The sequence below is a fragment of the Nocardia altamirensis NBRC 108246 genome (assembly GCF_001612685.1).
Lineage (GTDB): Bacteria > Actinomycetota > Actinomycetes > Mycobacteriales > Mycobacteriaceae > Nocardia > Nocardia altamirensis.
The window spans coordinates 55,775-75,038 of record NZ_BDAY01000050.1 but is presented as its reverse complement, the minus strand read 5'-3'; the positions used below and the strand labels follow the sequence as shown (position 1 = coordinate 75,038).

The 19,264-nt window shown below is 65.0% G+C and carries 21 protein-coding genes and 2 pseudogenes; 2 read left to right on the top strand and 21 right to left on the bottom strand.

The features are described 5' to 3' along the window. Positions 1 to 208: 208 nt before the first annotated feature. From NA11_RS25635 to NA11_RS25625, 3 genes are all read right to left on the bottom strand, one after another. A complete protein-coding gene (locus NA11_RS25635) occupies positions 209 to 499 on the bottom strand; it encodes a hypothetical protein (RefSeq protein ID WP_069164552.1) in 291 nt (96 codons plus the stop codon). Between the two features lie 58 nt (positions 500 to 557). Beyond that, complete coding sequence (locus NA11_RS25630; protein ID WP_069164551.1) at positions 558 to 1,028, bottom strand: hypothetical protein; 471 nt, start codon at positions 1,026 to 1,028, stop codon at positions 558 to 560. Between the two features lie 81 nt (positions 1,029 to 1,109). After that, positions 1,110 to 2,426: a hypothetical protein gene (locus NA11_RS25625; RefSeq protein WP_141717836.1), complete on the bottom strand. Its 1,317-nt coding sequence runs from the start codon at positions 2,424 to 2,426 to the stop codon at positions 1,110 to 1,112. Between the two features lie 218 nt (positions 2,427 to 2,644). Between NA11_RS25625 and NA11_RS25620 the strand changes: the two genes are divergently transcribed. Beyond that, positions 2,645 to 3,145 carry a hypothetical protein gene (locus NA11_RS25620; protein ID WP_069164549.1) on the top strand — a complete coding sequence of 167 codons (501 nt, stop codon included), beginning with the start codon at positions 2,645 to 2,647 and terminating at the stop codon, positions 3,143 to 3,145. A gap of 52 nt (positions 3,146 to 3,197) precedes the next feature. On the opposite strand, the gene NA11_RS25615 is transcribed toward NA11_RS25620, so the two are convergent. The 16 genes and pseudogenes from NA11_RS25615 to NA11_RS25540 form a co-directional block, all read right to left on the bottom strand. After that, entirely contained in the window at positions 3,198 to 3,593 is a 396-nt protein-coding gene (locus tag NA11_RS25615) for a hypothetical protein (RefSeq protein ID WP_069164548.1), read from the bottom strand. 498 nt (positions 3,594 to 4,091) lie between these two features. Next, on the bottom strand, positions 4,092 to 5,135 hold the full coding sequence (locus NA11_RS25610) for a replication protein RepA (RefSeq protein WP_069164547.1): 1,044 nt from the start codon (positions 5,133 to 5,135) through the stop codon (positions 4,092 to 4,094). A gap of 1,331 nt (positions 5,136 to 6,466) precedes the next feature. Then, positions 6,467 to 7,057 (bottom strand): hypothetical protein, encoded by a 591-nt coding sequence (locus NA11_RS44140; protein WP_141717835.1) that lies wholly within the window; start codon positions 7,055 to 7,057, stop codon positions 6,467 to 6,469. A gap of 41 nt (positions 7,058 to 7,098) precedes the next feature. Then, entirely contained in the window at positions 7,099 to 8,013 is a 915-nt protein-coding gene (locus NA11_RS25595; RefSeq protein ID WP_069164544.1) for a ParA family protein, read from the bottom strand. A 1,227-nt stretch (positions 8,014 to 9,240) separates the two neighbouring features. Continuing rightward, on the bottom strand, positions 9,241 to 10,602 hold the full coding sequence (gene dnaB, locus NA11_RS25590; protein WP_069164543.1) for a replicative DNA helicase: 1,362 nt from the start codon (positions 10,600 to 10,602) through the stop codon (positions 9,241 to 9,243). Continuing rightward, positions 10,599 to 11,189 (bottom strand): hypothetical protein, encoded by a 591-nt coding sequence (locus NA11_RS25585; protein ID WP_069164542.1) that lies wholly within the window; start codon positions 11,187 to 11,189, stop codon positions 10,599 to 10,601. The genes dnaB and NA11_RS25585 overlap by 4 nt, the downstream gene beginning before the upstream one ends. Positions 11,190 to 11,582: 393 nt before the next feature. After that, positions 11,583 to 11,679, bottom strand: a pseudogene (locus NA11_RS44135) (glutaredoxin domain-containing protein); the annotation flags it as partial. Then, positions 11,679 to 12,959 carry a hypothetical protein gene (locus NA11_RS25580; protein WP_141717834.1) on the bottom strand — a complete coding sequence of 427 codons (1,281 nt, stop codon included), beginning with the start codon at positions 12,957 to 12,959 and terminating at the stop codon, positions 11,679 to 11,681. The pseudogene NA11_RS44135 and the gene NA11_RS25580, both read right to left, overlap by 1 nt. Positions 12,960 to 13,560: 601 nt before the next feature. Continuing rightward, positions 13,561 to 14,064, bottom strand: a complete 504-nt coding sequence (locus tag NA11_RS25570; protein WP_069164540.1) for a hypothetical protein — start codon at positions 14,062 to 14,064, stop codon at positions 13,561 to 13,563. A 144-nt stretch (positions 14,065 to 14,208) separates the two neighbouring features. After that, positions 14,209 to 14,496 (bottom strand): hypothetical protein, encoded by a 288-nt coding sequence (locus tag NA11_RS25565; RefSeq protein ID WP_069164539.1) that lies wholly within the window; start codon positions 14,494 to 14,496, stop codon positions 14,209 to 14,211. Next, a complete protein-coding gene (locus NA11_RS45820; RefSeq protein WP_069164538.1) occupies positions 14,493 to 14,981 on the bottom strand; it encodes a hypothetical protein in 489 nt (162 codons plus the stop codon). Before NA11_RS45820 ends, NA11_RS25565 begins: the two co-directional genes overlap by 4 nt. 118 nt (positions 14,982 to 15,099) lie before the next feature. After that, positions 15,100 to 15,573, bottom strand: a complete 474-nt coding sequence (locus tag NA11_RS25555; protein WP_069164537.1) for a hypothetical protein — start codon at positions 15,571 to 15,573, stop codon at positions 15,100 to 15,102. A 190-nt stretch (positions 15,574 to 15,763) separates the two neighbouring features. Next, positions 15,764 to 15,919 carry a hypothetical protein gene (locus NA11_RS45815; protein WP_167837728.1) on the bottom strand — a complete coding sequence of 52 codons (156 nt, stop codon included), beginning with the start codon at positions 15,917 to 15,919 and terminating at the stop codon, positions 15,764 to 15,766. Next, positions 15,916 to 16,158, bottom strand: coding sequence for a hypothetical protein (locus NA11_RS25550; RefSeq protein ID WP_069164536.1), 243 nt, complete (start codon positions 16,156 to 16,158; stop codon positions 15,916 to 15,918). Before NA11_RS25550 ends, NA11_RS45815 begins: the two co-directional genes overlap by 4 nt. A 110-nt stretch (positions 16,159 to 16,268) precedes the next feature. Continuing rightward, positions 16,269 to 16,508, bottom strand: a pseudogene (locus NA11_RS25545) (WhiB family transcriptional regulator); the annotation flags it as partial. 32 nt (positions 16,509 to 16,540) lie between these two features. Next, the gene (locus tag NA11_RS25540; RefSeq protein WP_069164535.1) at positions 16,541 to 16,876 is read right to left on the bottom strand and encodes a hypothetical protein; all 336 of its coding nucleotides are present in this window, start codon (positions 16,874 to 16,876) and stop codon (positions 16,541 to 16,543) included. 547 nt (positions 16,877 to 17,423) lie between these two features. Here NA11_RS25540 and NA11_RS25535 point away from each other — a divergent pair. Continuing rightward, positions 17,424 to 17,768: a GntR family transcriptional regulator gene (locus NA11_RS25535; RefSeq protein WP_141717832.1), complete on the top strand. Its 345-nt coding sequence runs from the start codon at positions 17,424 to 17,426 to the stop codon at positions 17,766 to 17,768. 24 nt (positions 17,769 to 17,792) lie between these two features. Here the strand turns inward: NA11_RS25535 and NA11_RS25530 are convergent, their stop codons facing one another. Further along, positions 17,793 to 18,176 (bottom strand): hypothetical protein, encoded by a 384-nt coding sequence (locus NA11_RS25530; protein WP_141717831.1) that lies wholly within the window; start codon positions 18,174 to 18,176, stop codon positions 17,793 to 17,795. Between the two features lie 340 nt (positions 18,177 to 18,516). Continuing rightward, complete coding sequence (locus NA11_RS25525) at positions 18,517 to 19,221, bottom strand: chymotrypsin family serine protease (RefSeq protein ID WP_141717830.1); 705 nt, start codon at positions 19,219 to 19,221, stop codon at positions 18,517 to 18,519. Positions 19,222 to 19,264: the final 43 nt, after the last annotated feature.

Genomic DNA, 19,264 nt, shown 5'->3' with positions numbered 1-19,264 from the left:
AGGCGGACATCAGCCGAACCGGGATCGGCCCGGACCGGCACAAGGCAGCACTGATCTGCAGCGAACGCGTCGCGCTCACCGGAGAACGTGCCTGTTCAGTTGTCGAATTCACTTGGTGGCCAAGGGAAACGGTCACCGGGTCAGAGCAGGATCGGTGTAGATTCGGGCCTGCCGACGCGCTACGTTTGGCGCGCGTCACATCGATTCATCAGGCGCTCACCCCCTTGCCCGGCGGTTTGGCCGACTCGGTCAACTGCACGACGGTCTGCACCGTCGCCGAGTCCAGGTCCTCCTCGCAGACGCCGAGGATCATCGCGAACCGCAGGACGGCCTCGAGCGCATTGGTCGACACCTTCTTGAAGATGTCGGTCTGGCGGCCCGGGAACTGACGCAGTTGTTCCTCGGTCAGGGCTGCAAAGCCCGCCGCGGTTACCGCGGTGAACGCCATCAGGGCGAGTTCGCCGGGAGACTTGCCGGTCAGTACAAGGGGTTCAGGCATAGCGTTACTTTCTGGTTCGCCGTTCTAGGACGGGTTGTCGGATGGGTTGGGAAGGAATTCAGCCGCGGCCGAGGTCCGGCCGTTGAAAAGGTGCTAGGCGACTCGACGATTCGGGCTCAGCGGGGATGGCGTCTGTTGCCGGAGTGCGGCCTGGATAGCGCTGTTCGACGTAGGCGATCTCAACGAGCCACGATTCGATGATCATGTGTTCGGGCAGGTCGAGGTGTCCGCACGGATTGGTCCACTCCTGCACCGGTCCGTTCCAATGGGGTTCACCGCGTGGCGCTCCGCAGCCCTCGTGCTGGCACTCGTGCTGGGTCAGCACGGTGGCGACCGCACGCGGGCGTGACAATCGACGCGCCCACCACGGCTCGAGGCTGCGATCGCGAACGGTGACCTGCCGCAAGACCGTTCTGGCCTGTGGTGGCGGCCACGACTCTCCGAAGCCAGCGAGTACGCCCCGCGCAACAACCAGTTTGGGCACGATAAGCGCGGGGTTAGCCATGATGACTTCGCGATAGTTGGTCATGGAATTCCTTTGGTGTCGAACGGGTTTCGGTGCCCGTGAATGGATGTCTCGACTTTCGGCGAGACCGGTTGTGGCGGTGGTTCATTCGACGAGCCCGATGGCGGACTGGGCGGGCTCGGGAGCTGGCTCGGTGTCCAGCGCGGTGAGCTTGGCCCGCGTGATGACGGTCTGGTACTGGCTCACGCCGTCGCGGTTCTCATAGACGGTGTGGGCCTTCACCGCGGCGCGGGTTATGCGGTACCGGCGGCCGTGCTCGATGTCATCGCGTGCGCCCGAGGCCTTCCACTTCAGCAAATGCCCGGTGTCGGCCAGCAAGATGATCAAGGTGTCGGTGCGGTCGTAGCGGTCACTGGGCAGGTAGCGGTGCGTGATCACCACCGCGTCGATGTCGGTCAGCACTGCTGTGGGTTCGCCGAGGTATTCCTCGACGACGGCCGGTCGCGCTGCGGTCTCGCGGGCGCGCTCGGCGTTGCGGTTGGCGACCGCGATCAGCGAGACCAGCAACGCGACGTAGCGGCCGGTGACGTGGGTCGCGGCGCAGATGATGCGCATGTTCTCCGCGTAATCGGTTCCCGGAGTGAGGGTTTGGGCCGCAGCGAGCAGTCCGTCGACGACCTCCTCGGGCACCTCGGCCGCGGCCGCCTTCCACGTGCGGTAGTCCTTGAGCGCATCACCGTGGAGATGGTCGCGCCGGACGGTGAGCATCCAGCGCACCGTGCTGGCGGTGGAAACGGTGTCCCGATCGCGTGCGGTCCCCGCAGAGACGAACCTCTTGCCCTGCTCGGAGATCACCCAGGCCAACGCCAGCACCTGACGCACGTCCCAATCGACGACCATGCACCCCGCCGCCCGGGCCTGGCGTGCCTGCTCCTCGAGTTCGGCGGGGAAGCTCAGCGACCACAGCCCCGCCGGGCACACACCCAGGAACAACCTCAAGCACGAACTGCCGATCTGGCGCAGCTCCCCGGTCTCGGCGTGGCGCACCACATAGGACACACGGCGACGGCGCACGGTATTGCAGTGCTCACAGACGTTCTCGGCCGGACGCACCCACCCATCGAGGCTCTGGCCCGGCGCACACCGCACGAGCGCCTCACCGAAATCGAAATCCAGGCTCGCCACGAACACCCAGCCGCCGTAGGAGATCACCGGCGCGGACAATGTGATCCGCACCCAGTGCTGAACCTCGACGATGTCGTCCTCGGTCGTGCGCTCGCGGGTGAAGTCCTCGACGACCGTCTCGAACCGCTGCGCGATGCCGTGGCGGGCCAGCTTGCGGTTGGCCACAGCGATGCGCGCACCGAATTCCCCGAGCCGGTCGGCGGGAATCTCATAGGTCGGCAACGCGACCTCGTCGGTGGTGCCGTCGGCGAGGGGTCCGATCGTGGTGGTGAGCATCGCGTCCTCCAAGGGTGTGAGTCGCTACCCCACCAACATTACACCTAATTAGGGGTAATGTCCAAGAATGTCTATCCCCAGATCCGCGGAACGCGGGAAGAAGGGGCCCCCGAAAAGCTGGCCGGCGATACCAGGTGACCAGGCCGAACCCGGGTGCGAGAATCAGGCATACCCGATGCTTTCGACCCCGACCGCACACCGAGACGAAGGGGCACATCATGGCTGAGCAGGCTCAATGGACACCCGGCGCCAACCAGGCACACACCTGGATTGCCCCTTGGAGTACCGAAACGATCGGCGAACTGCTGCGCGAAGCCGATGCCGCCGGATGGACCAGTTACATCATCGACTCCGACCGCGGCGACAAATCCCTGTCCGGGCACGACGACAGGATCACCCGCGCGATCGCCGCGCCCGGCGCCGCCGATCAACTCCTCGAGGGCCTGCAGCAACAGGTCGAAACCCGGTTCCGCAGCCACCGCGACGACGGGACCGGCTCGGGCACGCCGATCCTGCTGGTCATCGGCGAATCCGCCCGGTACTGCCGCGATCCCCGGCTGCTGACCCTGGCCCGGCTGGGCCGGGCCGCCGACATCCACCTGGCCCTCGACCTCGACGCCGAGCAACTGCTCACCCACGCGCTGGGCACCGAGTTCCGTGACAACATCCTCGGAACTCGGTGCCCAGCACTCGCACCGACCGGCAACGACACCCCTTGAAATCGCCATACAAGGAATCCGGCGCACGAAACCGATCGGGTGCGAGGTCCACTCAGGCCGCACGCCCCGCACGGGCCACCAACGCCTCCAGATCGATCGTGATCAGCACACGAGCCCCCTCCGCATCCTCGACCGCCCGGCCTCGGTTCGCGGCGTCGTGCGCGAGATGAGCGGGCGCAACCGAGAGCACTCGATAGGCGCTGGCCTGCACCGGCCGAAGGGCCACGCTGTCGGAATGGGCAGCGTTCCAGCCCAACGCGTTCTGGATGGCGCGATCCACACCACGCCGCGCGGCCTGGCCGTAGCCTCCCGCGTAGATCTCGATCTCAAAAGGCTTGGACCACTGGCCATTACGAAACGCCTGCATGCTGACGGCGTAGATCTGATTGACGTTGACCGGATCGTGCATCGGGATGTTCTCCTTGTTGAGTGGGAGGATCAATTCCACACAACATTACACCTAATTAAGGGTAATGTGAAGGTGGTGGACTAGATCGCTTGGGCATCCGGTCTACCCGCGCAGTCACGGAATCGCTCACGCATTAGAAGGGTCATCCCTCGCTGCTGGCGGGGCCGGCGATCGACGGTTCACTGCGCCCCGGGCCCCGGGCGCATTAGAAGGGTCACCGCGAAGACAACAGCTCTACCGCGAGCTGCCGACGAGACTGCGAGAACACTCCGCCGCCGCGAAACCTGAAGGCCGAAGAGCAAGCAAGGCTGAAGTGCAAGGCGACGTCCGGTGGGCTGACTGTGTAGCTCCACTGCTCACTGCGTTGTCTGGCGGTACAAACGGGGCCGGTGTATACACCGAGCCGCCTCGTTCTGACGAGCACGTCCCAGGCGATGACAGGCACACCGGGCTACGTTGCGGTTGACCACTATCGGCACGGTCTATGGCCGTCCAAACCCAGCGCGCCGTCCGACTCGGCGGCGGAGCAGCGGCCGGTCAGAACAGGTGACCGTTTTCCTCGTACCATTGCTCTTCCAAGCCGTTGCGGTCGTTCCAGCCCTTCGGTGGTACATCCGTTGCGCCGGGTCCGACCAGGATTCCTTTCTCGACAATGCGCGCGTTGGCTTTCGGGTAAGCGTCCAGCACACGGTCCAGAGCGGAGGTCAAGGCCAGCCGGTACTTGCGGATGGCCTGCCGACTGCTGGTCGGGGTGACGGTGGAGCCGAATTGACTCATCGTGGCGTTCCAGCTCACGAGGCGGTATTCCTCTTCGTAGGACATGCGCCGGGTCAGCCACACGTATAGATCGAAAGCCATGGCCGATCCGCGGGCGTCGCCGCGCAATTTGCGGATGGTGTTGGCGTCAACCGGCACCGGGTTCTTGATCGCCATGTCGTAATACTCCTGGGACAGGGTCACTGTCGACTTGCGTGACTCCGTCTGCTCGATCTGGGACTTCCGTCCCCGGGTCTCGCTCTGGGTCAGCCAGAGAGTATGGCCGACAGCGACCGAGGTCAGCTGGTGCTCGAGCGGGCGGCTGCCGTCTCTGGCGGCTTCGACGCGGACGCTCATGCTCGATGAGAACAGCTTGTCGGCCTGCTCGCGGACCACGCCTATATTGCCGCGGACACCGCCGGACTGCTGTTCTCGTTCGATCCCGATCTGTTCCATGAATTCGGCCAGGTTGCCGCCGAGCTCCAGCTCGCGGCTCTTGGTGCGGTATGCCTCACTGGCGCACCAGATCCCGATCAGGCGAGCCATCATCCCGTACGGGAGCCCGATAGATACGGTCTCACCGTTCTCGTCCTGCCCGGTGCCAGCCTGCCATGTGACGGTCTCCGGGCCGTTCTTGCGGACCCACTTCTCGACGGTGATGTCCGGCTTGTTGTACGGCATGCTCGTGATGGCCATGTGCTTCGGAGCCAGGCGAACCTTGCGTTTCTTCGGGGCGGGCGGCTGCGACACCGATTGCAGCGGTACGGTCTCGCCCGGCGGCAAGTCCAGCGCTGACTGATTGCTGGGAGCCATGCTCGCGATCATGCCACTCCTCATGTTCAAGTCCGGGATTCGCGGTTGGTCGTGTCGCGGGATTCACCCCGGTCAGCGCAGCATTGGTTTACATCCTCGGGCCGCCGGTGCACCGAGTGCAGCGAAGAAACGGTTTCCCTCCCCCGGCCCGCCGAGGAAGGCCAGCGCGTTGCTGCAGGTCAGAAGGTGCACGCAGTGCACGAAGAACCGGTTTACGTCCTGAGCGGGCGATTCGGCATCCAGGACGGTGACGTGAGCGGCCGGGCGAAGAAACGGTTTACCGATGCTCGGCTACCTGCGACGATCCAGAAGACGGGAATGCACCGAGTGCAGCGAAGAAGCGGTTTCCGCTGGGAGCGGGCCCCCTGCCGCCCCAGCGAAGAAACGGTTTCGCCAGGTAGACCCCCACAACCACCCGGCGAAGAAACGGTTTCGCCGGAGCGACGCAGGGGCTGTGACGAAGAAACGGTTTCGCCGGAGCGAAGAAACGGTTTCCCGAGGTGGCCCTTGTGGATAAGCACGAAGAAACAGTTTCCCTGTGGATAACTTCAGTCGCCCTCAGCGAAGAAACAGTTTCGCAAAAATCGGCATTTTCCCAGGAAGCAGCGAAGAAACAGTTGCCAAGCAAGCGAAGAAACAGTTTCCGCAACACGCCCAAACCCGCAGGTCAGACGGCAGAAATCGTGGTCCCCCCTGTATTTAAAACCCCCTATGAAAGATACCTGTTAGGGTGGCTTCCGGATCGGCTGTGGATAGTTGACCCCAACAGGAATTCGACCCGGGCCTCGGTCCAACATTCTCTCAGCGGCTCGGCAGGTCGCCCTAGGCGTCGAACGACCGCTTAGCGCAGCATGTCCGGCCGGACGAGACGTTGACCGAGCCGCCGCTCCAGTCCCCAGCTGACTAGTAACCGGCGAGCCAGCCGACGCTTATGACTCCTCTTACGCGTGTCGGAGTCCTGATAGCTCCTCAGCAAAACAGCCGCCCGCCTTCCGACGACCCGGCCAGACTGCCTTCGCGTGATCCCGAGCGAAGAAGCGGTTTACGCCCACTGGTGCCGAAACTGCACTCCCCCAAGGCTTCTAGCCGGAATCGGTGCTCCAACCGAATTCCCCTCACCCGCCACCTGCCGGGTTCGTTGACAGATGTAGGACGACTTCCTTGCTCTCGTCACGGTCTTGGTCAAGGGCACGAACCGTGCTGGCCTGGCTCTCGGTGGCGACCAGCTGACGCTCGTGACCCTTCTAATGCGTGGCGAATGCTGTACAGCGCGTCCGCAAGCGAAGTACGCCCGGGCAGGGGACCCCGCTCATCAGCCGTGAATGGCGCTGCGCGGTGCAAAATTAGCCCTGCCCCGCCAGCTTCTCCTTGCGCCCGCCCAGGTACGCATTGAGCACTGGTGCGATCCAGGTACTCCTCGTGTCGAACCCGAGTTCGGCGGTCAATTCGTCCAGCACGGCGTCCTGGTCCGGAGTGATGTTGTAGTGGATCTGAGCGCTTCCACCGCCCAGATACCGCACCGCCTTCGGATCCGCAGGGAACAAGTCGTCGACCGGCGCCGTCGAGAAGCGGGAGTTCTCGATGATCGTCGCCAGCTCGGCCCTCTGCTTGCTGATGGCTTCGAGCACCAGCTGGTGGCTGACCTTTCTGGTCTTGTGGCGCTGAGCGTCGAAGCGCCTCTTAACAGCTTCGCTGACGTAGACGACGTTTACTGATTTTGTCGGCCGCCCATCGGTTGTGACCGCCATAGTCCGCTTGCGCGGCGCCCTCTTCGGGGGCGCCGCCTCTGCCGGGGTGGAGGTGACGGGGCTCGGAGCCGACGTAGAAGTGCTCGACTGCTCGGTAGCTGGCCCGACGTCGACGGCGTCCGGGTCGACAAAGTTCTCCTGGGCCGCTGCGGCCGCGGCTGCCCGGCGCTCCTTGAGCTGGTCCACTCTGCTCATGATGTAGGCCTCCGTTTCTCGTGGTTCAGGCTTTAGACGCGGTGCTCGCGGCCGGCCGAGGTCAGGATGTGCTTGTGCAGGATGTCGCTCATCATCTTGCTGAGATCGCGAGCCTGCGCACCGGGCTGGTCGGACAATCGCTCTTTAAGTTCAAAGACTTGGTGTAACAGCGCTGGCCGATAGGGGATTTCCTGGATGACTTGCCCCCACTCCACGAAGGTCCCATCCTCGGGATGCAGTTCCGCTCCGAACGCTTCGGCAGCGTCTTGACGGATGAGATGATTGACCGCCGTATTGCGAGTGACATCGATGCCTGTCAGTACCACTCCAGCCCACCGCAAGGGATGGGCCTTTTGAATCGCCTCAACACGTGCCCTGGCCTCAATCGCCTTCTTCACTGCTTGGGACAGCCCGTTGATCGGGGAGAAGGCGACGTCACTCGCGTACATGGCCAGTGTGACGAGGTGCCCTCGCCGCCCAGCCGTGTCGATGAGGATCAGGCGATAGCGTTCGCGAAAACCAGCGGCGTCAATCAGGTTGCTCAGAAGCCGACCCCAGTCACTTCCTCGAAGCTGGCCAGCTCCAACCGCCTGCAATTGCTTGCCGGCAGGTATGAAGTCGACGCCAGGAAGCGTCGACGGAGTAATGACCTCCACGAGCTTGGCTGCTCCCTTGGCGATGTCATAGTCGTCGCCGTCTTGAGCCCACAATGCGCCCGCCTCCATCAGCGCGTCGCCGATGCCAGGCGCGCTCATGAGGTGCGGCAATGACTGGCTCAGTCCCTGAGTCATGTTCGCTTCGGGATCGAGATCTATCAGCAGTGTCGGTATGTCTTCGGTGGAGGCCGCGCTGGCGAGGAGCCACTTCATGAAGCTCTTTGACGCGCCACCTTTGCCACTCAGGCCGGTGCAGATGGTGCACTCGTCGGCTAGGCTCTGCTCTGTCACAATTGCTCCTTACCAGGCAAAACGAGAGCGGAAGGTCGGGTGCTCGTACATGACTCCTCACGTCGACCACGATGCTTGTCGCTGTGCTGGTGCCTGTAGTGAGCTGAGTGTAGCGCGTGACACCGATCGAGCAACATTCGGCATGGCACGGCAAGGCACTGTTTGGACAACACTGTGCGTAGCCACCGATGCAACTGATGGATGTGATGCCAAGTACATCCATCGGGCAACAGTGCAGGCAGCCCCCGCATCCGTCTATATACACGCTGCTAAGGACATGGACGACGCAGTAAGCCGCTGCCTGAAGCTCTCAGCACAAGCGTTGGCGGTGGGCACCACTACGTCAACAATCGAGTCACCTACGGGTGGCGCGACCGCTGCATATGCACAGGTCACAGTTGGTCGTGACACTAGCTGCACCACTAACACCACCACTAACACCATCACTAACACCACCACTAAAGACGCCACTAGCGAATTCACTAAGCTAGCCGATGCGTGTGCCGCTCACAGTGCCACTAGGACAGTCACTCATGCGGCTGCTAAGGACGCAGCGAGTGCACGTATGGTTCTCACGATGTGTACGCGCACGGTGTGCTCGACTAGGTCGCCGACCGATAGAGATACTGAGGGCCTTACCATTGGACAGCTATGGACGGATGCTAAGTTGGCAATGTATTTGTCAGTCGATGGTTGTGCGATTCTGTAAACCTGGTGACTCACGTCTAAGCACATTCATCAATGTGATTGGTAATAAGTCTATGCATACGTTGTGCCACATGCTGTCCGGGTTACTGTTTGCTCAACCACTGCATCGGTCACTTTGAACACGACGAAGCAAATCTGCAATGACACTGATAGCTATGTCGATCAGATACCCTATGTGCCTACAATCCGATAGATTGAGCCAGCTGCTCATGGCTAGACATCGACGTAGGCCAATATTATTACTCAGCTGGCAACCAGCCTTGAGGTAGTGTAGTAGACGCTGCAGCAAGTGAGGCGCTGAGACGATGAGTCAACTGTGCTATGAGCACAGGACATTGTTGCTCTATACACTTAATGTTGCACCTACTGATCAATCAACGAATCTGCAAATCCATCTATATTGACTACTTGGCTCGATCTTCCGGAATAAAGCTCTGAGCTGGGGAAATGTTTCGTCACAGTGACGTTATTGGACGTAGTTGGGGGCAGTTAGTTGCTGCTACCGCCTCACCTCTTGGGCTAGCCACGTGCACGGTCCACGAACCTGCTGAGGTGGAGTTGATGGGCTAAAGTAATCGTACCTGTCGGTCCGTTTCTATGTTTGCCTAGGATTAGATCTGCTTCGCCGCCCCGGGGGTCGTCGCGGTCGTAGGCGTCGGGGCGGTGGAGCAGGATGACCATGTCGCCGTCTTGTTCGATTCCGCCGCTTTCGCGCAGGTCGGACACCATCGGTCGTTTGTCTGCTCGTTGCTCGGGGCCGCGGTTGAGCTGGGAGACGGCGATGACCGGTACGTCGAGTTCTTTCGCGAGGAGTTTGAGGTTGCGGGAGAACTCGGCGACTTCCTGTTCTCGGTTCTCGGTCCGTTTGCCCGAGGTCATGAGCTGTAGGTAGTCGACGACGACAAGGTTGAGGTCATGGCGCTGGCGTAGTCGTCGCGCCTTGGCCCGGATCTCCATCATCGTCATATTCGGTGAGTCGTCGACATACAGTGGCGCGTCGCCAATCTCGGCCATGCGGGTCGCCAGACGGGTCCAGTCGGCATCGCTCATCCGCCCGGCCCGCATGTCGGCCAGCTTCACCTTGGCTTCAGCGGAGAGCAGGCGCATGACGATCTCGCTGCGGCTCATTTCCAGCGAGAAGATCACGTTGGCGAGGCCGTGTTTGATCGAGCAGCTACGCATGACGTCCATTGCCAGAGTGCTCTTGCCATGGCCAGGTCTGGCCGCGATGATGATCAGCTGACCAGGGTGGAAGCCGTTGGTGATGGCGTCGAGCTCGGTGAACCCGGTGGGCACGCCACCGACCCCGCCTCCGGCCGCGATGGCATCGAGTTCGGTGAGGGTCGGTTGCAGCAGATCGGCGAGGGGGAGTATGTCGTCGCTGCTGCGGCGTTCGGTGACGTCGTAGATCTCGGCCTGGGCACGGTCGACGATTTCGTCGACGTCCTGATCCTCGGCGGCGTAGCCGTACTGGACAATGCGGGTGCCGGCTTCGATGAGCCGCCGCAGAGTGGCCTTTTCCTTGACGATCTCGGCGTAGTAGTTGGCGTTGGCGGCGGTCGGCACCGTTTGTGTCAGGGTGACCAGGTACGGGGCGTCGCCGATGCGCTTGAGTTCACCACGCCGGACCAGGCTTCCAGCCACAGTGACCGGGTCGGCCGGCTCGCCCCGGGCGTACAGATCCAGGATGGTGTCGTAGATCGTCTGGTGGGCGGGTTTGTAGAAGTCGGAGGGCCCGGCGATCTCGACGACGTCGGCGATCGCGTCCTTGCTCAGCATCATGCCGCCGAGTACCGACTGCTCGGCCACGAGATCGTGGGGTGGCTGGCGGCCGAAATCCCCGCTGGCCGGTGCCGAGGCCCTTTTCTCGACGGCCGTCATCGGATATCTCGCCGGGGTAGCTCGCTGCGGTGATCGACCGTGTCACGCGCTGTTGGGCCGGTGTAGGCGAGGGCATGACCGAACAGCAGTTCTTCCAGGTAGCGGTCGGTGACGGTGCGTCGTGTTCGCTGGTGGCGGTGGTCGAGCAGGGCCGTGAGCGTGTGGTCGGGTCGTGCCCAGACCACGCCCGCGCGTGCTGCGCTGGCTCGTCGCATCGCCGACTCACGCGGGCCACGCGGACCTCGGTGCAGCAACAGGGTGGGCCCGAGCTGATCGAGGGCGGGCAGCGCGCGCAGTGCATCGGTGAACGATGTTGCGGCGCAGATTAATCCGATGATCCGCAGCGGTGTGGGTGGGACTCCGAGTTCGGGGATCGCTTCCCACAGATCGAGGGTGAAGCGGTCGAGTTCGGGTCGCTGCCAGCGGGCGATGCGATGGTCCCAGTCGGCGTGCAGCGCGTCGATGATCGGGTAGACCGGGTGATCGTTGAGGTGGATGCGGGCCAGCGCGACACCGGGCCATCCAGCTACGGTGGCGGCCCGCTGGGCCAGGGTCTTGTCGAAGGGGATTTCGGGTTTTCTGGGCATCAATCGGGCTCCTCGGGCGGCCGGATGACCGGCAGGTGGGTGATGGCGGCGAAACTGGCGGTGTTCGACACGGGTGCCTTTCGTTGGGGGTGGTCGACGGCTTACGGGGGTGTCGTCGTCGGGGCTACAGCTGACCTGGCGGCCGGTGCAGGATCATCGGCGGAAGCACAGGCGAACCGGTCAGGGTGTCCGAACCTGATTGCGGCACAGTGAGTTCGGGCTCCATGTCATTCCTGCGGAATGGCGGTTCGGGAGTCAGTCGTGGCGCGGGGGACCGGCGGAGGGGCAATATTCGGGCTGGTGATATTCGGTGGGGTCACGGGTCCTCCTTGTGTCGGGCGGCGAGGTAGGCGGCCCAGCCTCGTTGGGTGTGGGCTTCGGTGTCGGTGGCCAGGTCGATGACCTGGTAGTCGACCCCGGCTTTGGCCAGCGCTTTGTAGGTGGCCTCGCATTGGACGCATGCGGGTTTGGTGTAGACGGTGACGGTCATCAGAGCAGGACCTCCTCGGGCAGTGGGTGATCGGACATCTCGGCGCTCCAGCACGGCTCGCAGACCGCCGCCGCGATGGGAAGCTCTGGACGCATCGGGGCGTCCTCGGCGTGGCAGAACAGGCACGTGCCCTCGGCGGTGGTGGCCGGTGGGGGAGTGGCCGTGGGGGCGGGATGGGCGTGGAGCCAGCGCTGGATCGCGGGTCGCAGGCCGTGGCCGGGGAACTCGCGGCAGGCCATGCGGGCGGCGTGCACGAGGGCGCGTGTTTCGTCGGCGAAGGGCTGGCCGGGAAGCAGGGCCAGCAGGGTGTGCAACATCCGGGCACGGATCGAGGCGGTGGTGGCCTCGACCAGCTCGTCGGTCTTGCGCTCCCGCAGGCTGCGATCACGGGCGGTGACGGCGGCCTGATGGGCGCGATCCCAGGCTCGTTGCAGTGGCCGAAGGCGCGGGCCCGCGCCGACCATGTTCTGGCGCAGCCGGTACTGGGCGAGTTTGAAAGGGGCTTTGACCTCGGCGGGGACCGGGGCGGCCAGGATGGCGAGGATCTGCTGGGGGCAGTATCCGCGGCCGAGGCAGCGGCGTATTTCGGCGCGTAGGCGACCGCGGAGCAGGCAAGGCATGTCGCGGTAGATCTCGGGGGTGTTGGAGAGCACGTGTGCGACGTCGGCGGGGTTGATCGCTACCCCAATCGGTCGACCGATCCGGTCACGCAGCCGATGGGGGGTTTGGGGGTTTTTCTTGGAAAGAGATATAGGGGCCGCGTCGGAAAAGGTGATCACCCGCCCGGATTCGTCGCGCTCGAGCTCGGTGATTTCGTCGAGGAATCGTGGGTGGATGGCCAGGGTCGCGCAGGCGCCGCGGCCGCGGGCCGGGGTGTAGGTGATCAGTTCGTCGCGGTGCAGGGAAGCCAGGGCGCGTCCGACGGTCTTGGGGTCGTGGGCGATCTCGCACAGGCGGATCAGTTGCTGGATGCGGACCTGGTCGTCGCTGAGGCGAGACCACCCGCATAACAGCTCAAGTGCGGCGGCGAGGACGTGTTTGCGGGCACCGCGCAATTTCAGCGCCGCAGCGGCCTGCTGGACCCGCGAACGTAGCAGGTCGGCATCGCTGAAGCGGATGCGTGCGCGCGGCCCGCTGCGGGGCCGTGAGGGCCGTTTGCGCTGGCGCGCTGCGGCATTGCGGGATCGGGTGTAGGCCGATGCGGGTTCGCGCCGGCGTGAGGGCGGTTTGGTGGTAGAGCCGTCCGAAGGGCATGGGTTACCCTGGGAGCTGCGGTTCACGATCGCACTCCTCATTTGAGGTCAGCAGCACCCGGGATCGACTGGTCCTCGATTCCGGAAGTCAGCATCCGAGGGGTGGTCAGCCCCTCAGCATCGAATCCCTTGTCTGGCAGGGGATTTCGTGCTGCCCGCGTGCTGCGCGGTTATGGATTTAGGTGTCGGGCGCCAGGGGTATTTCAGCGCGGTGCCACAGCCTCCTTCCGGGGTCGGGGACGCCGAATCGGATCGGCGTGAAGCAGGGTGCGCGGCGCGTGGCCGCGAGTACTGGCGGGGTTGTGATGGCCGAGGGCGGCGCTGTCACATCCGGTGCCGAGGCAGGAGTGGACCGGCGCGGCGGTGAATGCGTCGCGGCGCGTCGAAGTCCAGGTCAGGTCGATCATCGAGCGCATCCGCGAGCCGACATGATCGTGTCCAGGCCGCGATGCTGCCGAAATCTTGATCTTCTGTCCTACAATCGGAAGCTGCATACAGGCTCCCGCGTCAGGTGGCGGTCCATAGGGCTCCTCCGGAATGTGGATGAGGCGGTCTGTGTGGCGCAAACCCCCCTTGCTTTGGCCGGCGGGCGGGGGTTTTCGCGCGTTATGGGTTGGTGTGGCCCAGCTCAGATCGTGCCGGTGGCCTCCAGTCCGAGGCCGAGTTCCAAGTCGAGATCGATGTCCTTGGGGAACACCGCCGGATCCAGCTCGCCGAAGCTGCGCAAGCCGCGATGGAACAGCTCGATGAGCCGGATGGTGATCGGCATGCCCGGCACCGGGCGACCGTCGCGAAAGCAGGGCTCGAGTACGCGCTCGGCCTGGCTGATCGCCAGTCCGGCAGAAATGTATTTCGCTGGGCCCGAGTACAAGTAGTTCACCTCGGGCGCAACGGGATCGATCACCTGGAAGCCCTTCTGGTCTCCCCGGGTGACGCGCAGGACACGTAGATCGGGGAACCGCTGGGCGTCGGCCAGGCCTTCGTCGAGCAGGGCGATGTAGCGGGCGGTCTTGTTGGCTGGCGTGCCCAGGGCCCGCGCCAGCGTCCCGGGGATGTTGGCTCCGACGGTGCGGAACTTCGGGCCGTCTTGTCTGGGTGGCCTGCCACCTAATCCACGCAAGTGTGCTGCCATGGTTCGATAGCCTGCCTCGAGGCATTTTCAAAAACTGATCGACACGCCGTCTCAAGATCGGCAATTCCGGGCGCGGCGACATCGTTGCGGGCCTCTGACCCGGCCCAACGGCGGCCCGGGGAGAGGGAAACTGTTGCCCGGCAGTCACTTTGATGCGCTCTCGGGTACGACGTGGTCGAGCGGTGAAATGTGGTGCGCTGCCGAGCGTTGGGCCGGGAGCTCGTCTTCCAGGGATCGGTCGATGAGCTCCATCAGCTGTGCTGAGGTGATCCGGCCGTCGTCGAGCTGGGTGAGTAAGGCGTCGAGGAGCCCGCGCAGCGCCAGTGCCACGACCGCGATCTGTTCGGCCGGTGCCGCCGCATGATCGCGGGCGACCTCATCGGCGGTGTCGCGCAGGACCTGCACGGCGAACGGTGCCCGTGAGGTCCTCATGATGCCCGCACCGATCGTGTCGAGGCGCCGGTGTACATGCTGGTGATGTAGCGGTGAAACACCGTCGAGGTGTGCTCGTGCAGTTGGCGGTCCACCCCAAGGTGGATTCCGGCGGGTGCGCCGTGGCAGGCGATCACCCCGAGCTGGTGCATGCGCGGACTGGTGTGGGGCAGCGCGCCGAGCATGAGCAGCACGCGGCGGCCGTAGTGGATCGGCCGGCCCAATTGCAGCGCACGGTCGTAGCGTTCACGCACCAGCTGGTAGTGGAAGGCGATCAGATCGTCGATGTCGGCGCGGCCGTCGATGCAGTCGGGGTCGATGAGCAGGCTGTCCCAGCCCGCCGCGTGCACGGTGCGGTCGAGGTGGGTGATGGTCTGGTGCGACCACGGCGCCACCCAGGTGTTGGCCGCGGTGCCCTCGGGGCGCCACTGCTGCGCGGGTGCGTCGGGGTGCCGGACGAGAGCGCGAACGAGGTTGCGGGACATGGTGATCCCTCCTTCTGAACCGAGACCATCTCGCAGATGGGCCGATTCGGTCGATGAGGTAGACGGATCCGGTGCGGCAAAGAGGAGCAGGGCGGCACCGGATAGATGGATTGAGTGGTCAGGAGCCGGTGAGGCCCCCGGCGATGTCGCGGCGCGAGAGCCGCGCCCACCACACGTGCTCGCTGGTCGTGGTCTGGCCCGGTACCGGTAGTGGCCGGTTGATCAGCCATTCCGTCGGGTCACCGGGCCAGCGCACCGGAACGAGCCGGAGCCGAGCGGTGTGATCTGCTCGCGCGGGGTCGAATTCGCTACCGACCACGCACCCGGCGCCCAGGACGCGGTGCCCGACGCGGTCGAGGGTGTCTCGTTCGAATGCCGTTGGCCTGGGCCGGGTGTGACGTGTGCGCAAGCATGCGGTGTGTGGGCGGGCAGAGACGAGCACCAGGCGGCACGGGCGGGTCAGCCGGATCGCGGTGACGCCGAGGATCACCGCCCGATTGGCGATCGGGCACCAGAAGTAGCGGCTCTGGTCGTGCTGGTGCTCGGGAGCCAGGATCCCCTCGGTCCAGCAGCGGGGACACAGCCCGCTCATGCGAGGTCGCCTCGGGAACACTCGCCACGCTCGGCGAGGGAGGCAACGACGCCACCGCGGTCCTGGATCCGCAGCCGGTGACCGCGGCGGCGTCGTCGTTGACCGGCGTCGCCGACGCGGCGCCGGAGTATCGGCCAGACGAGCGAACCGAGACAGCCGCCGCTGCCGCGGGCCACATGCGGCCCCGGGCTCATGGCTGGGCTCCCGACCAGCACAGCACGAAGTACACCGCGATCAGCACCACCATCAACACCTGGGCGAGGGCCGCTGCGCGGCTGTGGGGGCGCCACGGATGCGGCTCGACCCGTTCGGGCTCTGGATCATGTTGCATCAGAATGGCTTTCATGACGACTCACCGCCTCGTGCTGGACCTCCGACGGTCGGGGACCGGTCCGGGCGAGTAGTTCGTACACGGGCCGCGAGGGTGGTGATGATGGCCAGCGCGGCTCCGGCGGCAGTGGCCGCGGTGAACACGATCGCGTCGGCGGGCCGCGAACTGTGCCGGGGCACCGCCGCGGGGGAGGACAGTCGATCCGACCAGCGTTTCTGCAGCGCCCGGGCCAGCCAGGCCAGCACGGTGTTCACGACGCCTGCTTGTGTGAGGGCGTGGCCGGTGGCTGGTCGGTCGCAGGGTCCAGCACGGGCGGCGGGGCATCGGCGGGATCGACGACGCGCGGGGCCTTGGTGGATTTGATCAGCTGACGGCGCTCGCGCTCGGACAACCCGCCCCAGATGCCGAAGCGTTCGTTGTGTTTGAGCGCGTAGTCCAGGCAGTCGTCGCGGACCTCGCAACCCATGCAGACGCGTTTGGCTTCCCGGGTCGAGCCACCCTTCTCCGGAAAGAACGCCTCGGGATCGGTCTGGGAGCACAGCGCCTTCGCCTGCCAGTCGATCTCGGGATCGAACTGGTAGCCCGTCGACCCGACAGCGTCCATGGATACGCTGATCAGCTGTAGCTTGCGCCCGATCATGACCGGCTCGCGATCACCGGCGGGCACGCCAACTGCCGTGCCTGGGCGGACTCGGTGGCCAGATCCAGCAACGACGCCAGCGCCAGCGTGTCCTCGAGGCGGGTATTGCTGCGCAGGATCCGTGCACGCCACATCAGGTAGGCGATCTGCGGGCTCGCGCCGTTACCGGCGCCAGCGCGCAAGCGCGCGGCCTCGGCTTCCAGTGACATCGCGTAGGCCAGCGTGGCCACGCGGGCATGAGAGTCGATTGCATTGTCGCGCAGCAGAATTGTGTCGAACACGCTCGGGGCGGTCCGTGGCTGCTGATGATGTGTTCCAGGTACGATGGACATTCCCTGGCTCCTCTACGGGTTGCGAGGAAATCGGGCCCCGGTCGGGTCGCATCCGCCGGGGTCCTTCCTCTGTTGGCTGGGTGGTCTCCTTCTCCGTCGGACGGCCCCAAGGCCCTCGGCGGAAACTCATCGCTCTACTAGAGATATAGGCGCGCGAAAACACCGATTCCGTCACCTGCGCGCAGAAAAATTTCGGAAACCCAGCTCAGGGCGGCACCGTGGATCGACGTAGCGCGTCGTGACCGGCACGCGGCCGAACCGGCGGTGTCGCCAGGTGGCACCTGAGCGGGCCGGAGCCGGGCCGAGAGCGTGGTCGCCGGTGGTGCATTCGGGCCTCCCGTGCTGCCGAGGGTCGTCTCCGGCGGGCGGGGAAGAGGGGAAGGTCAGCTCCTGGCGCCGGGTAGTGGGGTCGGGTCATCACCGCGGTAGCAATCGGTGAAGTGCCCAGGTCATCCAGTACAGCACAGCCAACTAGCTAACTCAAGGTAACTAGGTAGCTACGTGGCGTAGCCGGGGTTGTGGCACCCCGGTCATTAGGCTGGTGGCCGTGAACGCAGCGGCCGCCCGCCCCGAGACTAAGGAACAGATGGTCGTCGCGGTGCTCGGCGCCCGCATCGTCGCCGGCGCCTACGGCGGTGCCGGCGCGAAGATGCCGTCCAAGCGTGAGCTGGCCGCCGACCTCGGCGTCGCTATCGCCACCCTCGACCGCGGTTATGCCAAACTGCGCGAGGTCGGGCTCATCGAAACCCTTTCCGGGTCCGGCACATTCGTGCGGGCAACCCAGATGCCGCCGCAACCACCCACGGTGGAGCAGCTCGCGGCCGACCTGCACGAACTGAGCCGGCGGGTCGCGGCGCTGGAAGCGGGCACGACCGCTCGCACCGAACCCTGATCACCAAGCGCTACACGGTTGCGATCAGCTGCACAGCGCCGGTGGGCCGTCGGTGCCGGGATCGTGCTGATGGCCGGCGAGCAGTTCGATCAGCTCATTGGCGGTCGAGGCGTCCATCGGGTCGTCGAGCAGATCCTGGGCCAGCATCCTGACCTGGCGTGAATAGGCCAGGGCGGGCTCGGGTGCGGGCGGATGATCGAGCTCCTGTTCCAGGCACAGCGCGGCGCCGTGCAGCCCGCGGGTGTGCAGCTCGGCGATGCGGCCCAGCACGGCCTCGGTGCCCCGGACCTGCGCGATGTCGGAAAGTCCCAACCGCACCGATGACGGCGCCGCCGCCAGGCGCCGTCGCGCCCGGGCCGCTCGCGTGGAAGCGCGCCGTCGATAACTTCCCATCGGATTCATCGCCATCCGATCCCCTCCTTCTATCGGCAAACTGTTCGAACGAGCGCGCAGCGGAGGGGAATTCGCACGGCACAAAAGCTGAAGCGGTGCATTGTTATCCCCGGTCTGCGGGCCCTGCGGGCAGTGGTGACCAGCCCGGACGAACGCGTCGTCACACGGGCATCACGGTCGGCATATCTCGTGTTTCCCCAGGGAGTGCAAAGTGCAGGTTATCCGAATTTTCGATCTTGTCGCAAGGATTCAGCACGCGAGAAAGCCGTATTCGCGCGAACTATTCCGGTTCGTTACGCCACCGCGATTCATAGCGCCCGATGCACGCCGGATCGGGCGGCCCGAGACGGCGGTCTCAGCTCGGCAGAGTCGCGATCGGAGACCAGGCGCTGCCGTACTCGGCGCGCACATCGTCGAGGTAGGCCTCGATCGGGTTCATCACCGCAGTGTGACCGTCGTCGAGCTCGGCGACGACGATGCCGACGATCAGGAAGGAATGCCGGCCGGTGGGCCGGAATGCCGGCCCACCGGAATCGGTGGGCGCGATATCCATCGCCGCGGTGATCTGGCGCGGCGTGACCGCGGTGACGGTGCCACAGGCCAGCCCCGAGCGCGCACCGAGATGACAGATCGGCTCGCCGACCCGGGCGCTGTGCTGTCCCTGCAGCACCTGGTCGAAGCTCGTGTTCCGCGAGGACACCGCGACCTGCGGGCGCAGTTCGATGACGCCGAACCCGCTCGCGTCGCCGAGGCCGGCCCGGTGCTCGTCCTCGGCGACGGTGGCCGCGAAGTAGCCGATCGGGCGCCCGCCGGCCAGCACCGGCGCCTCAGGATCGGCGTCATCACGGCAATGGCCGGCCGTGAACGCCAAGGCCCGATTACCGTGCGCGAGCCCGGTGAACCCCACCGTGCACTGGTGGTTGCCGTGCACGATCACCGTGCCGGGCCCCACCACCGCGGCGCGGGCATTGGCCGGCGCGGCCAGCAGCACCACGGCAGCCGCGGCCGCCGTTATCCCGCATGCGCGCGCGGCGCACCTCGAATACCGCAATATGCTCACCTGAAAATGTTCCAGTTATCCCACTCGTGCGACCAGATTAGCG